This is a genomic window from Enterococcus sp. DIV1090 (assembly GCF_050537975.1).
Taxonomy (GTDB): domain Bacteria; phylum Bacillota; class Bacilli; order Lactobacillales; family Enterococcaceae; genus Enterococcus; species Enterococcus faecalis.
The window spans coordinates 1032544-1047797 of record NZ_CP172917.1; the positions used below are offsets into that span (position 1 = coordinate 1032544).

The window sequence follows — 15254 nt, forward strand, 5'->3', positions numbered from 1 at the left end:
TTGCTATGCTAGTAATTGAAAGTATAGAAAGGAGCGAGTAGTAATGGTTGCATTTGGTATGGTAGTAATTAGTGTTAAATTAATAGGGATTGGCTTGTTTTGCTATTACGAACTAAAGGCTGAAAAAAATTGTAGTTAAGGAGTGTTGCTAATGCAATTAGAAAATATTTCAAAAACCATTGATAAAAAAGAAATTCTAACAAATATTTCAATTACTGTAGAACCAGGTGAAATTGTAGGTTTAATTGGTCCAAATGGTGCAGGTAAAACGACTACAATGAAAATCATGAGTGGGTTAATTGTTAATTTTCAAGGTAAAGTCGTTGGACAAGAACGGATTGGTGTTTTAATTGATGGACCTAAATATTTTCCAAATAGAACAGCAAGAGAAAATCTTAATTATTTTCGTGCTCTTTCAAAAGAGAGTTATTCAGTTGATTACGTAGAATCACTATTTGATATGAAAAATTACGGGAAAAAGAAAGTCAAAGATTTTTCTTTAGGTATGAAGCAGCGCTTAGGAATGGCGTTAGCTTTAATTAACAAAAATGAGCTGCTTATTTTAGATGAACCAATGAACGGTTTAGATCCAGATGGCGTACAAGCGACCATTCAGACACTAAAGCACTTAGCAAAAGAGTTACATATAGGGATTGTCATTTCCAGTCATATTTTAGGGGATCTAGATAAGTTGTGCGATCGAGCGTATTTTATTAAAAGTGGAGCAATTATTCAAACAGTCACTTTAGGAAAAGAAGTATCAGTCTATCAATTTACCTTTGATGAAGAAAACGAAGACAAAGTGAGTGAAATTAGTGCTCTTTTTGATGGCGTAGAACAAAGACATCCTCTTTGGTTAATTTCGGAAGCAGATTATCCGTTGTTCTTGAAAGAGTTGGTTTTAAACGACATCATTCCATTAGAAATGAAAAAACATGCACTAAATTTAGAAGATGTTTATTTTTCATTAGTAGAAGGGGAGTAAGAGATGAAAGTAAAAGCTGTGTTAAAACAAGATATTCAGCGCAGAATTTTTTGGTTTTCTGGAAGCTATCTCATTATGTTTGCCATTTTAGGGTTAGTTCCACCATTTTTAAATTATTTTTTTGGCGATATGTTTGATGTAAATGATTATATCAGTGCGATGAATTTTATTAACAGCTTGCTATTACCGATTTTAGTAGTGTCCTTTGTTGTTGACGATCAAGGCTCACGAATTAGTGATTATTATTTTAAAACGAGGCAAGGTCGCCATCTTTATTTGTTCTCGCTGTTGATTTGTGGACTATGTTTGGGCTTGTTAGCAGGATTTTTATTAATCGGTGTTTGTGCTCTTTTAAGCATGGTTCTTTCAGTAGCTGTTTCATGGAAAGTGTTGACTGTCCTATTAGCTTCTTATATACTGTTGCCGTTATTCTACTTAGTTTTAGGTATAACAATGTATTTATTCTTTCATATACAGGGAGTGACTTTAACGATCTTTAATTTAGTTTTTGTGATGATTGTTCCTATTTTAATAAATATTGGAGCATCAACTATCGGATGGGTCGTTCTTTTGCAGTCTCCTTTTTACATTTTAACATTTTTAGGGATGGGTTCAGGAACGATGGATGAATTATTTTATTGTTTAGTAAGCATACTAGTGTTATACGGAATAAATCATTGGAAAATACTACGAATTGATTTTTGAGTAAGGATAGTTCGATTTAAGATTTTAAAAGCATGTATCAGACGTATTTTATTGTCTGGTACATGCTTTTACTTAGTTATTCAATTGATTTTTCAACTCTTGTTGGACACGAGTTAATTCTTGTTCATCCACACGTTGATAGGAAACACCATCTTGCATAAAACCAGTACCTTGAAGTTGGTCTTGTTTCACTTTACCAAAGGCACTGCGATAATCTAAGGCAATTTTTTTCATGTCATCAAAACTTAAATCTGTCTTCATATTATCAGAAACAGCTGTTAAAATTTCTTGATAGTTGCTTACGCTATTAAGACTTAAGACTTTTTGGACGATGCCTTCAATCACTTTTCTTTGACGTTCTTGGCGGCCGTAGTCACCATTAGGATCTTCGTAACGCATTCTTGAATAGGAGAGTGCTTGTTCACCATCCAATGAAATTTTACCAATCGTAAAATCATATCCGTCTTGAGAAAAAGTCAGATTATTGTTCACTTCGATTCCGCCAACCGCGTTGACTAATTCTTTTAAACCAGCCATATTAATTGAAACATAATGATTAATAGGTATGTTTAAATAGTTTTCAACTGTGTCCATTGCTAAAGATGCCCCACCAAAAGCATAGGCGTGATTCAATTTATCTTGTTTTCCTTGACCTGGAATATCAACATAGGTATCGCGAGCAAGACTGACTAAGGTTGTTTGCTTGTCACGAGGATTAACTGTTGCAACAATTGTTGTATCCGAACGACCTTGCTCGACACGCCCATCATCGCCTGTATCAATCCCTAATAATAAAACAGAAAAAGGTTCCTTATTGTTTAAATTGACCTGACTTTTTTTAGATCGTTCTACTGTTTCATAGGTTTTATCCATTGATTTAGAAACATCCCAATAAAGTTTTGCCCCCATTCCAACAACTGCAAGAAATAGAACCAAGATAATTCCAAAGATAATGGCAAAAATTTTCTTCCCTTTTGACATATTTTTCCTCCAATAATTTATCACAGGTTGTGATTTTTTTCTTATAGGTTAATCTTACTAATTTTTAGTGAAGAAGTATATAATAATTGTTGAAAGACTATAAAACTTTAAGGTATTTTGCATTATTTTTGCTTAATCTTTTGAAATATCTCAATTCTATTAAAATATGCGAATTAGTATATTACACGTTTTCAAGGTGTTTCATTGTTGATTAATTAGAATTTTAGTGGTATTTTTGTATTTGTAATTAGTACAGATTTTAATCGGAGGTATAACAGTGAGTAAAAAAGGATCAGATATCATAGTAGAAAGTTTAATCAATCACGAAGTGCCCTATATTTTTGGGATTCCCGGTGCAAAAATTGATGGGGTTTTTGATGCATTAGTTGACAAAGGTCCAGAATTAATTTTAGCTCGACATGAACAAAATGCAGCCTTTATGGCACAAGGGATTGGTCGTTTGACGGGAGAGCCTGGCTTAGTTATTGCAACTAGTGGACCTGGTGCCAGCAATTTAGCAACTGGGTTAGTAACTGCGACTGCAGAAGGGGACCCTGTTTTAGCATTGGCTGGACAGGTGAAACGGTCCGATTTGTCAAAATTAACTCACCAAAGCATGAATAATGCTGCATTATTTAGTCCAATAACAAAATTCAGTACAGAAATTCAAGATCCAGAAACATTATCTGAAAATATTGCCAATGCTTACCGTATCGCCAAAACAGCGAAAAAAGGCGCAACATTCTTATCGATCCCACAAGATGTCACAGATAGTCCGGTGACAGGCGAAGCAATTAAGCCTTTGTCGGCTCCGAAACTGGGCCATGCATCAGCAGAAACAATCGCAGCTTTAGCTGAACGAATCAAGCAAGCGAAATTACCTGTTTTACTTTTAGGAATGCGGGCCTCTGCACGAAAAGTTACCGCAGCCATTCGTGAATTGGTTGCTATAACTGGTTTGCCAGTCGTGGAAACGTTCCAAGGAGCAGGAATTATTTCAAAAGAATTAGAAGAACATTTCTTTGGGCGTGTTGGTTTATTTCGAAACCAACCTGGGGATCGTTTGTTAAAAAGAAGTGATTTAGTGATTGCGATTGGTTATGACCCAATTGAATATGAGGCACGTAATTGGAATGCAGAAAAAGATGCGCGCGTTATTGTTATTGATGAAGTTCAAATGGAAATTGACCAATATATGCAACCGGAAGAAGAGCTAATTGGTGATATGTCTAAAAATATTTTGAAATTATCAGAAGCATTTAGTGAACCAATATTAACAGAAGATGCGCAAGATTATTTAGAAACGCTTCAAGAAAAATTAACGATTAAAGAAGTAAAAACAAGTACAATTGAAAATCGATTACATCCATTAGAAATTGTTCAAACGCTTCAAGAAAAAACCACGAATGAAATGACAGTTACTGTTGATGTAGGGAGCCATTACATTTGGATGGCTCGCCACTTTAGAAGTTATGAACCGCGTCATTTATTATTTAGTAACGGTATGCAAACATTAGGTGTCGCTTTGCCTTGGGCAATCTCGGCTGCGCTGGTTCGTCCGAATACACAAATTATCTCTGTTTCTGGGGACGGCGGTTTCCTATTTTCGGCGCAAGAATTAGAAACAGCGGTTCGTTTAAAGCAAAATATCGTGCATATTATTTGGAATGATGGTAGTTATGATATGGTTAAATTCCAAGAAGAAATGAAATATAATCGATCCTCTGGCGTAGATTTTGGTCCAGTTGATTTTGTGAAATATGCTGAAGCTTTTGGAGCCAAAGGGGTTCGAGTACATTCACAAGCAGAATTTGCCGCAGCTTTAGAAGAAGGAATGCAAACAGAAGGCCCAGTGATTATTGATGTTCCTGTGGATTATTCAGATAATCAAGAATTAGGTAAAACATTGTTACCAGATCAACTTTATTAGGAGATGGAAAAATGAGCGAACAATATGTTTATCAACATGGTACGCTAGGCGGTTTAATGGAAAGTTTGATGGCAGGAACGGCAGAAATTGGTACGTTACTCACGCAAGGTGATTTTGGAATTGGGACATTAGAAGGCTCAAATGGCGAAATTATTTTATTGGACGGTACATTGTATCATGCAAATCAAACTGGCGAAATTACTATTCTAGAAGGCGAAGAATTAACGCCATATGCCGCAGTTACTCGTTTTCAAGAAGATGGCGCATTCCCTGTATCAACGGAAACCGATGAAAATATTAAAGCACAAATTTTAGAAAAAATTAGTCCTAATTTTTTTGCGGCAATTAAAATTAGCGGTCTTTTTGCGAAGATGCATGTCCGTGTGGCACCTAAACAAGAAAAACCATATCCACCATTTGTAGAAGCAGCACGCAATCAACCTGAATTTACAGCGGAGAATATTCAGGGAACAGTTGTAGGGTTCTTTACACCTAAATTATTTCATGGTGCTTCTGCTGCAGGGTTTCATTTGCACTTTATCAGTGAGGATCACCAATTTGGTGGGCACATTCTTGATTTTGGCATTAAACAAGGGACTGTTTCGTGGATGGAAACAGCAGAATTGCGACAGCATTTTCCAGTTCATGATGCTGATTATCGGAATAAAGAAATTGATATTGCAAAAGCTTTGTCCGCAATTGAAGAAGCGGAATAACTGAATAACAAGGCACATTTCTCCACGCCCATTCAAGTTGACCTAGTTAGTCAACTTGAATGGGCTTATTGCTGTTCGTCGCTTTTTGTTGTTATTTTTCAAAAAAAAATAGTATCCTTTTTATAATAAGCAAATAACAATTGGAAAGGATGGCGTAATGGACACACTTTATAGAAGTTGGCAATTGTCTGGTTGGCTTTATCATGATATTTTTGTCATCATTGTAGCAATTATTTTTATAGTAATTAGTGGTATTTTGGTTATTTCCTTAATAAGAAGGCGGAGTACAAGGAGACTGGTTCCCTATGCGTTAATTTTGTTGGTTTATCTTGCAGTGGTACATTTTGCTGGTTTAATCTTTTTCGGAATGTTTCGTTCAGTAACGATTGAAGGGAAAAGTGCGACGTTTTATTCTGAAAAAACGAAAGGCTTAACTTCAATCGAGCGAATGATTATTCCAAATGGACGAACGAATGGCATTAGCACCAGTAACTCATTGTTCCAAGTGATTTCTGTTAATAGTCAGACGGGCGAACGAATGTGGAGTAAACGTTTAGGTTGGCGTGATTATTTAATTGGTCAAACAGATCAATATGTGGTTTTGAATAATGCTGATAACGAGGCCATTTACTTACTCGATACAAAAACAGGGAAAAAAGAGTTTTCCGAAGCGGATTTAGTGAAGAAATTCCCTGAATTAAAAGACTATTTAAGCTCTGATTTCGTTGATTATCGTTTTATGGATAATCGCTATCTCTATATTTATGGATTAAACAATCGATATTATCAATTAGATTTGAAAAATTGGCAGTTAAAACAAGACCCAACTTTCAAAGAAGTCTTTCAAACACAAGAAGCGCCTAAATGGACGGTAGATTCAAATGAGAGTCAAATTGGTCAAAAGCTGTCATCGGAAGAGCGTACAACAGTGCAAGGAAAACTAGAAGAGCAACTAATAGCACCAGTTTTATTAGGCAAGAAAGATGAAGCAAATTATTATGTTCTGTCATACAAGAAAAGACAAAGTAATCAAGCGATAGTTGGCTTATACAATTGGCAGAAAAAAACATACGAGTGGCAAACACCGTTGCTTTTAACTAAAGAAAATGTACCTATTGAAGCTTTTCAAGTAGAGGATGCGTTATTCATTAAAGTCCCGCGTTATTTATACAAAATTAACCTGAATAATGGTAATCAAGAGTATCAGTTTGATTACCGTTGGGGCCAAGTGATTCGTTAAACGAAAAGTGGTAAAGCATGCTTAGACAAATAGAAGGAGCAAATAGTCCTTATGATATAAAAAAACGCTTAGAAGAGTAGTGATTCCGCTAGTTTTCTAAGCGTTTTTTTATTTTATGCAGGTCCAGTGATTAAATTCCAGATAATCGAACCTGTATATGCGCCAGGAAATAATTGTGAAACAGGGGTTTGGATTGCAAGAGAAATATCGGTCATGCGGCCGCTCCACATTCCTTGTCCTTTTCTATCACCAGCGTTACTCATTAAAGTCGCACCGTTACCGATAATAATTGGGTTGGTCGGGAAGTCGGGTGCAGCAGGATCTTCTGAAAAATCCAGTCCATACATTGTATTTGTCATAAAGAAACGCCTTAACGTTTTGTCATAGCGAGCATAGCCGCCTGTTAATTGAAACGTAATGATGCCTAGTAAAGAATGAGCTTCGTTTCGCATGTGTGGGATTTCAGCAGTGACATGCCAACCAGTTAAGGCTCCGCGAACATCCCCCATCCCGAAGTGTCTCATTGTATGAGTATTGCCTTCAGAAGGTCGTATAGGAACTGACGTTAAATCACCAGAAATCGCTTGGGTTTCAAAAGTAAATTCTTTCGGAATAAAGAGCAAGTCAAAACTAGTGTTAGGATTTTCTAAATCAGGATCAATGGCATCGTCAACCGATTCATCGCCAGGCAGCCCTCCAAGTTCTAGTTCAACTGAAACAGGCGTTTTTCCAGAACGGGTGGCAAAAGAAACCGATGGGTCAAAACTAAAGAGACTGAATACTAGCAACAAGGCTGCAAGTGATTGATAAGTGAGTAGATTTTTTTGCTTCAAGAAAGTTCCTCCTTTAGGTGCTGATAATATAAGTATACGCAAAAGGAGCTGTTTTTATTTATCAGTAATTTACAGGAAATTCGAAAATATTGAGACAGATGGTTTTTAATATTAGTTGAGAAAGGTGAGTCGACAATTTTTACTTGTTGATTCTGTCTTTTTTGAGCACCATTCGTTATATCAAGCATGCTAAAATATAAAAGAAATCATCAGGTATCACTAATGAAAAGGGAGAGGAGGAGAAAACTTTGAGTAAGTGTTTGGGGTTGTTGGTGATTTTATTTGTATTAACTGGTTGTTCAGGAAGTAGGAATTCGCAACAGGAAGTCGTTATAGAAAAGTCTGCTAATAATGACAAAGTAAGACAATTTGTCGATCAAAAAAATCCGCATTTAGGAACGCAATTAGAAGCAGAATCTTATACTAAACAGGAAGCGATTGAATTTTTACAAAATGGTTTAGGGATACCAACGAATGACTCGGCGTTTCATTATACGTTTAAGCAGTCAAATAAAGGAAGTTATGTTGTTCAAATTATATCTGAAAAGAATAGTGTCTCAAAAGAGAATGAATTGTTCGGATATTATCAGGTGTATCAAGATGGTATTATAGTGAAAATGATGGAAAAGGATCAAACGTTCCAAGAAAATTAAATGATAAATAAAAAAGTTGACAAAAAACACAAACAGTCTTGTTTGTGTTTTTTTGTTTAATGTTCGTGTTTTATTTTTTAATAACCTTTTTCGAAAAAATATACGAACGTTCGGGTTTAAAAACGAACAAAAAGATGAAAATGTGTTGAAATATACGTTTTCCTTGCGTATACTGATGAAGTGAAAAAACGAACGAGGAGTGTACGAATGAACAAGAAGGTTCCTTATTTAATTGTGGCACCGGGGCTAGTACTATTATTATTTTTCTTAATGATTCCATTAATTACTAGCATTTTGCCAACCATTTTTACTGATCATGGCTTGACACTAAATCAGTATGTTACTTTTTTTAAAGATGACTATAATGTTTCAATTTTCTGGCGAACGATAAGAGTTTCGTTAATTGTGACGGGTATTTCAATTGTGTTGGGCATTCCAACGGCATACTTTATTGCTGGAGTTTCCAAAAAATGGCGTGGCTTTTTAATGGCTATGACCTTGTTTCCACTATTAACCAACTCAGTTATTCGAAGTTTTGCTTGGATTAACATTTTAGGAAAAAACGGTGTAGTGAATACGTTGTTATTAAAAACGGGCTTAATTGAGCAACCGCTGAATTTATTGTATACAGAATTTGCAATTATTATCGGTTCAGTGTATTTATTTTTACCGACAATGATTATGACCTTAGTTGGGGTTATGGAAAACATTGAAGGAGAAATGCTAGAAGCGGCTGAGACGCTAGGCGCCAATCCAATGACGGCTTTTCGGAAAATTGTTTTACCTTTATCAATTCCAGGCACCATCGTAGGAAGTATATTAGTGTTTACAGGAACTTTAACGGCTTATACAACGCCACAGCTGTTAGGTGGTAACCAAAAAATGATGATGTCGACCTTCTTATATCAAAAGGCTAATACTTTAGGTGATTGGCAATCGGCGAGTGTTCTTGCATTTATTATGATTTTAACAACATTAATTGTGATGAAAGGCCTAGACATGGTCGCTAAGAAAGTAGATCGGAGAGAAGCAAATCATGCGTAAGCAAAAAGGACTATCTGTTATTGCAATTCTAGTTTTTCTGTTTTTATTTTTACCATTATGTTTGATTGTGGTGACTTCTTTTGGAACAGCCGCAGCGATTCAATTTCCGATTAAAGGCTTTACTTTAGATTGGTACGCCAAAGCCTTACAATCGGAAACGTTTATGGACAGTTTTAAGTTAAGCTTGTTGATTGGGGTATTAGCGACTGTTTTAGCATTAATAGTAGGGATTCCGGCTTCCTATGCGCTGGCTCGTTATTCCGTTCGCGGGCGCAACTTTATTAAAAGCTTTTTCTTATCCCCAACTGTGATTCCAGGAATTGTGGTCGGGTATACGTTATTTCAATATATTGTTATTAAATTAGGTTTGCCTGTCTTTCAAGGATTATTAATGGGGCATTTTTTAATTAGTTTGCCTTATATTATTCGAGTGGTTGGGTCAAGTATGGAACAACTAGATTATTCAATGGAAGAAGTAGCTTGGACATTAGGTTGTACAAGATTGCGAGCTTTTATTCAAATTGTTTTACCCAATGTGTCTTCAGGAATTTTTGCAGCCTTTATGTTAGCATTTGTCAATTCGTTTAACAATGTTCCTGTATCGATGTTTTTATCAGGTCCCGGTGTGACGATGCTGCCTACTTCTTTATTAAGTTATATGGAATACAATTATGATCCAACTGTTTCAGCAATTTCTGTATTGTTGATGCTACTAACAATGGGCTTAATGTTTTTAATTGAAAAAACGTTGGGACTAGCTTCCATTGCCTAAAACATGGAAGAAGCACGAGATAGAAAGAGGAGAAAATTTTGACTTTTGTGGATTTAAAAGATATTCGCGTCAGCTATGACGGAAAACAAGATATTTTAAAAGATTTAAATATTTCAATGGAAAAAGGAGAGTTAGTTTCTTTATTAGGACCGAGTGGTTGTGGTAAAACGACTACGCTAAGAGTGATTGCTGGATTAATTAAGCCAAACGACGGACAGTTTTTCGTTGACCAAGAAGAACTAACAAAGGTTCCTGTCCATAAAAGAAACTTTGGGATGGTTTTTCAAAGCTATGCGTTATTTCCCCATTTAACGATTGCAGAAAATGTCGCTTTTGGGCTGAAATTACGCAAAGAAAACAAACAAACCATGGACCAAAAAGTCACGGAAATGCTAAAAGTATGTGGTTTAGAAAGCTTGGGCGACCGTTATCCAAAACAATTATCTGGTGGTCAAAGACAGCGGGTTGCGCTAGCACGTGCTTTGATTATCGAACCTAAACTATTACTACTAGATGAACCGTTGAGTAATTTAGATGCAAAATTGCGAGTAGCAATGCGGATTGAAATCAAACGGATTCAACAACAATTAGGCATTACGACTGTTTTCGTCACACATGACCAAGAAGAGTGCTTTTCTATTTCAGATAAAGTGGCCATTATGAATAATGGCGTGATTGAACAATATGATTCACCAGAAACGATTTATCGTTTGCCTCGTACTAAGTTTGTCGCTGAATTTATCGGTTTTGAAAACTTTTTCTCTGTCGAAAAAATGGAAGCCGGTCATTATCGGACACAAACAAATCAAATAGTGAAAACGACTAATCCTGAACCAAATGTTACAACGACGGTGGCAACGATTCGTCCAGAGGACATTGAGATTGTTTCAGAAGCTGCTACTAATACTGTCGCAGGTACTGTCGCTGTCCGAACATTTTTAGGGAAAAGCTATCAATATGAAGTGGAAACAGCGTTAGGTACATTGCTGGTTAATGGAACAAGTGAACAGTTATATGAAACAAACGAAACCATTCACTTGGCCTTTCCAGCTGAGAAATTAGTTATTTTAGAAAAATAAAAACCATTTTGGAGGAAGATTTAAAAATGAAAAAACGCGTAATTTTAGGGACATTAGTCGCTGCAACGTTATTAATGACTGCTTGTGGAAACAGCGAAGCAACTACGAAAAGCGAGAGCAAAGGTGGAAGTAATGCTTTAGTCGTTTCAACTTTCGGATTAAGTGAAGATATTGTCAAAAAAGACATTATCGCTCCGTTTGAAAAAGAAAATGAAGCGAAAGTTACCTTAGAAGTAGGCAATAGCGCAGACCGCTTTACGAAATTAAAAAATAATCCCAATGCGGGAATTGATGTCATTGAATTAGCACAAGCAAATGCAGCACAAGGTGGAAAAGAAGGGTTATTTGAAAAAATTACAGAAAAAGAAGTACCTAATTTAAGTCAGTTAACGCCGGGAGCAAAAGAGGTTTTTGAAAGTGGTGCTGGCGTACCAATCGCTGTAAACAGTATCGGGATTGTTTACAACAAAGAAAAATTAGGCAAAGAAATTAAAAACTGGGATGACTTATGGTCAGCTGATTTGAAAGGTAAAATTTCTGTTCCAGACGTTGCCACGACGGCAGGTCCTTTAATGTTGTACGTTGCTAGTGAACATGCTGGTCAAGATATTACAAAAGATAACGGGAAGGCCGCTTTTGAAGCGATGAAAGAATTAAAACCAAACGTTGTTAAAACGTATTCAAAATCGTCAGACTTAGCTAATATGTTCCAATCTGGTGAAATTGAAGCAGCTGTGGTTGCTGATTTTGCGGTTGATATTATTCAAGGCGCAGCAGAAAACGTGACGTATGTTGTTCCAGAAAGCGGCACGTATGCCAACTATAATACAGTCAATATTCCTAAAAAAGCACAAAACAAAGAAACCGCCTTTAAATTTGTTAACGCACGGATTAGTGAAGAATCACAAAAGGCCAAAGCGATTTCATTAAATGAAGGACCTACAAATCAACAAGTAACGCTAAGCGAAAAAGAAGCGAAAAATAAAACATATGGTGCCATTGCCGAACGTGCCAAAACAGTCGATTTTAATTTTATTAATAGTCAACTAGCGGATTGGATTGATCAATGGAATCGGACGATGAATCAATAGTTTTAGAAAAGAGGGACAAAATGAACGTCGATGTATTACTAAAAAATGTGTGGCTGTATCAAACAGTCACTCAAACATTCGTTCAACGAAATGTTGCGATTAAAAATGATAAATTTTATTACATTTATGAAGAAGAGAACGTCAATTTGCAGCCCAAAAAAACAATTAATGCCGAGAATCAATGGATGATTCCCGGCTTAATTGATGCACACATGCATATTGAAAGTTCCATGACGACACCTACTATTTTTTCCAAAGCAGTAGTGCGTTACGGTGTGACAACGGTGATTGCCGATGCCCATGAAATGGCTAACGTATTTGGCTTAGAAGGCTTAAAAGCTTTTATGGCCGCTGAAACAGAACTAGATATCTTTCACGCAATTCCTTCCTCGGTTCCTTCGACCACTCCCGAATTAGAAACAACTGGTGGGATTATCGGCTTAGCAGAAGTAGCAGAATTACTCAAAGAGCCAAAAGTGATTTGTTTAGGGGAAGCCATGAATTTTAAAGGGATTTCCTATGAGCCAGATTCTTTAATTCGTCAAATTATCGATTTGTGTCAAAAACAACGACCAACCATGCCTTTAGAAGGCCACTGTCCTAAAATCGAAGATCAAGAGTTAGCAGATTTTCTATATAGCGGTATCACTTCAGATCATACCCATCAATTTCCTAAAACGTTAAAAGAAAAAATTGAAGCGGGCGTCTTTATTCAATTTCAAAATAAATCAATCACTCCTGAAAACATTCAGGTGATAGTAGACAATGACTTCTACAATTATGCAAGTATTATCACGGATGACGTGATGGCTGATGATTTGCTAAAAGGTCATCTAAATGAAAATGTCAAAAAAGCCGTTCATGCAGGATTGCCTATCGAAAAAGCCATTTATATGGCAACTTATACGCCGGCCAAACGAATGGGTCTCCATGATCGTGGCGAAATTGCACCTGGTAAAAAAGCTGACTTTTTGTTATTAAATGACTTAGAAAGTTTTGATATTAATACGGTTTATAAATCTGGAAAGGTCGTTTTTGAAAAAGGTGAGCCCTTCCATTATCCAGAAAAAATTGAAGAGTTTCCAGGCGCTTACCAACAAACCATCCAATGTAAAAAGTTAACAGAAGAAGATTTACTTTTAAAGGTGGCTACAACAAAAGAAACAGTTCGTTGTAATGTGATTCAAAAACAAGAAATTGGTACATTTACAGAGCGAATTACAAAAGAAATTCCTGTTGAAAATGGGTTGTTACAATGGCAAAAAGCCAACTGTGCCTTATTAATTGTGATGGAACGTTACGGAAAAAATGGCAATATTTCTTTTTCTTTAATGGATCAACCCCTTTCCGAGAAAGGAGCCATTGCGACAACCTGGGCCCATGATCATCATAATTTAATGGTGATGGGTAATACGATTGAGGATATTCTGTTAGCGCAGAATGAATTATTAGCGATGCAAGGCGGCTATTTGGTTGCTTCGGATCAGCAAGTGATGGCAACTTGTCCTTTACCAATTGGTGGGATTTTATCGCAAGCACCGATTGAACAATTAGGCGCTTCTTTACAAAAAGTTCGACAAGCTATGCAAGCGTTAGGCTATCAAAATATGAATGAAATCATGTCCTTTTCCACACTATCATTGCCTGTCTCGCCAGCCATTAAAGTGACAGATTTTGGGATGATGGATACGAAGTCACAACGTTTCTATCCATTAGTTTTTCCAGAGGATGGAGTTCTTTTGCATGAAAACACTCATTAAAAATGTGCATATACTAACAATGGATGAGCAATTTTCAGAAATCAAAGCCGGCTATTTAGTGATTGAAGAAGACACAATTGTGGAATTAGCATCAATGACCACACTTGATGAAAAGCGAGTGGCTGCAAATCAAGTAATCGATGGCCAAAATGGAATTTTAATACCTGGGATGATTAACACCCATACCCATGTAGGCATGATTCCGTTTCGTTCGTTAGGAGACGATGTGCCAGATCGACTCCGGCGTTTTCTTTTTCCATTAGAACAATTCATGACAAAAGAATTAGTAGGATGCAGTAGTGATTATGCAATTGCTGAAATGTTACTGAGTGGTATTACGAGCTTTTGTGATATGTATTATTTTGAAGATGAAATTGCTAAAAGTTGTGAAAAAATGAGTGTTCGTGCTTTGCTCGGAGAGACGATCATTGATATGCCCACTTGTGATAGTCCGGAGCCTTCAGGCGGTCTTTTTTACGCGGAAACCTTTATTCGCAAGTGGCAAGGCCATCCGTTGATTACGCCTATACTTGCGCCACATGCACCGAATACCAATTCACCAGAAGTGTTGGCAAAAATTATTGAACTTAGTCGACAATACCAAGTTCCTGTGACCATGCACGTTGCTGAAATGACTTATGAAATGGCTGAGTTTGAAAAAGCCTATCAAAAAACACCAATTGCTTTCTTAGAAGAACTGGGTTACTTGAGCGAGCCGTTTATTTTAGCGCATTGTATTTTGGCAACAGATGAAGATCTTGCGAGTTTAGCTGCTACTAATGGAAAAGCGCGTGTCGCTCATTGTATCGGTGCGAATACTAAATCAGCCAAAGGCGTAGCGCCGATTAAGCAAATGCTTGATCAAGGGATTATTGTCGGTTTAGGCACGGATGGACCTAGTAGTGGGAATACATTAGATTTATTCACCCAAATGCGCATGGTTGCGAATTTTCATAAGACAGCACACCAAGATCGCTCCTTGTTTCCTGCGAAAGAAATTGTTTATCTGGCAACGATGGGGGGCGCTAAAACATTAGGTTTGGCGGAGCAAGTCGGCTCATTGGAAGTGGGCAAAAAAGCGGATATAACATTAATTGAAACGCAATCAGTTAATATGTTTCCGATTTTTGATGCCTATTCAGCGTTGGTTTATTCAGCAAATGCTAGCAATGTTGAAGCCGTTTGGGTGAACGGTCAACAGTTAGTTGCCAATAAAGAATTACAACAAGCTAATCTCAAAGAAATCAAGGAAAAATTATATCAGGCCATGAATACGTTTGTGAAAGAAGCTAAAAAAAGAGCAGCTCTCTAAACAGAACAAGTAGTACGTATCGGATTGATTAAATAACGCTGGATTGACGTTTAGTGATTCAGGTTCTAATAGAGCGCAGACAAACTTTTAATGAAAGAGTTGTCTGTGTTCTTTTTTGTTATAAACATTTTTCTTTTTCTATATATATTTTTA

The 15254-nt window shown here is 36.6% G+C and carries 14 protein-coding genes; 12 read left to right on the forward strand and 2 right to left on the reverse strand.

All coding sequences use genetic code 11. The features are described from left to right. The first annotated feature begins 151 nt into the window (after positions 1 to 151). Both IGL48_RS05025 and IGL48_RS05030 read left to right on the forward strand, forming a co-directional pair. Positions 152 to 985, forward strand: coding sequence for an ABC transporter ATP-binding protein (locus tag IGL48_RS05025; RefSeq protein ID WP_010824551.1), 834 nt, complete (start codon positions 152 to 154; stop codon positions 983 to 985). 3 nt (positions 986 to 988) lie between these two features. Continuing rightward, complete coding sequence (locus IGL48_RS05030) at positions 989 to 1690, forward strand: hypothetical protein (protein ID WP_002377775.1); 702 nt, start codon at positions 989 to 991, stop codon at positions 1688 to 1690. Between the two features lie 72 nt (positions 1691 to 1762). On the opposite strand, the gene IGL48_RS05035 is transcribed toward IGL48_RS05030, so the two are convergent. Further along, a complete protein-coding gene (locus IGL48_RS05035; RefSeq protein WP_002396082.1) occupies positions 1763 to 2671 on the reverse strand; it encodes an LCP family protein in 909 nt (302 codons plus the stop codon). Positions 2672 to 2948: 277 nt separating this feature from the next. Between IGL48_RS05035 and alsS the strand changes: the two genes are divergently transcribed. The 3 genes from alsS to IGL48_RS05050 all read left to right on the forward strand — a co-directional run bounded on the left by alsS (position 2949) and on the right by IGL48_RS05050 (position 6557). After that, positions 2949 to 4601 carry an acetolactate synthase AlsS gene (gene alsS / locus IGL48_RS05040; protein WP_002357923.1) on the forward strand — a complete coding sequence of 551 codons (1653 nt, stop codon included), beginning with the start codon at positions 2949 to 2951 and terminating at the stop codon, positions 4599 to 4601. A gap of 11 nt (positions 4602 to 4612) precedes the next feature. Next, positions 4613 to 5317, forward strand: a complete 705-nt coding sequence (gene budA, locus IGL48_RS05045; RefSeq protein WP_002357922.1) for an acetolactate decarboxylase — start codon at positions 4613 to 4615, stop codon at positions 5315 to 5317. A 157-nt stretch (positions 5318 to 5474) separates the two neighbouring features. Further along, a complete protein-coding gene (locus IGL48_RS05050; RefSeq protein WP_010824553.1) occupies positions 5475 to 6557 on the forward strand; it encodes a PA2928 family protein in 1083 nt (360 codons plus the stop codon). A 113-nt stretch (positions 6558 to 6670) separates the two neighbouring features. On the opposite strand, the gene IGL48_RS05055 is transcribed toward IGL48_RS05050, so the two are convergent. Beyond that, positions 6671 to 7432, reverse strand: coding sequence for a WxL domain-containing protein (locus IGL48_RS05055; RefSeq protein WP_025190706.1), 762 nt, complete (start codon positions 7430 to 7432; stop codon positions 6671 to 6673). Positions 7433 to 7638: 206 nt separating this feature from the next. On the opposite strand from IGL48_RS05055, the gene IGL48_RS05060 reads away from it, so the two are divergent. The 7 genes from IGL48_RS05060 (at position 7639) to IGL48_RS05090 (ending at position 15101) form a co-directional block, all read left to right on the forward strand. Continuing rightward, positions 7639 to 8043: a hypothetical protein gene (locus IGL48_RS05060; RefSeq protein ID WP_010824555.1), complete on the forward strand. Its 405-nt coding sequence runs from the start codon at positions 7639 to 7641 to the stop codon at positions 8041 to 8043. A 207-nt stretch (positions 8044 to 8250) separates the two neighbouring features. Further along, positions 8251 to 9087 carry an ABC transporter permease gene (locus IGL48_RS05065; protein WP_002382189.1) on the forward strand — a complete coding sequence of 279 codons (837 nt, stop codon included), beginning with the start codon at positions 8251 to 8253 and terminating at the stop codon, positions 9085 to 9087. Next, positions 9080 to 9859 carry an ABC transporter permease gene (locus tag IGL48_RS05070; RefSeq protein ID WP_002357916.1) on the forward strand — a complete coding sequence of 260 codons (780 nt, stop codon included), beginning with the start codon at positions 9080 to 9082 and terminating at the stop codon, positions 9857 to 9859. Before IGL48_RS05065 ends, IGL48_RS05070 begins: the two co-directional genes overlap by 8 nt. Before the next feature lie 38 nt (positions 9860 to 9897). Further along, positions 9898 to 10938: an ABC transporter ATP-binding protein gene (locus IGL48_RS05075; RefSeq protein WP_002413403.1), complete on the forward strand. Its 1041-nt coding sequence runs from the start codon at positions 9898 to 9900 to the stop codon at positions 10936 to 10938. Positions 10939 to 10964: 26 nt separating this feature from the next. After that, positions 10965 to 12029: an ABC transporter substrate-binding protein gene (locus IGL48_RS05080; protein ID WP_002357914.1), complete on the forward strand. Its 1065-nt coding sequence runs from the start codon at positions 10965 to 10967 to the stop codon at positions 12027 to 12029. Beyond that, a complete protein-coding gene (locus tag IGL48_RS05085) occupies positions 12005 to 13789 on the forward strand; it encodes an adenine deaminase (protein ID WP_002401414.1) in 1785 nt (594 codons plus the stop codon). Before IGL48_RS05080 ends, IGL48_RS05085 begins: the two co-directional genes overlap by 25 nt. Next, the gene (locus IGL48_RS05090) at positions 13773 to 15101 is read left to right on the forward strand and encodes an amidohydrolase (RefSeq protein ID WP_002404489.1); all 1329 of its coding nucleotides are present in this window, start codon (positions 13773 to 13775) and stop codon (positions 15099 to 15101) included. Before IGL48_RS05085 ends, IGL48_RS05090 begins: the two co-directional genes overlap by 17 nt. Positions 15102 to 15254: the final 153 nt, after the last annotated feature.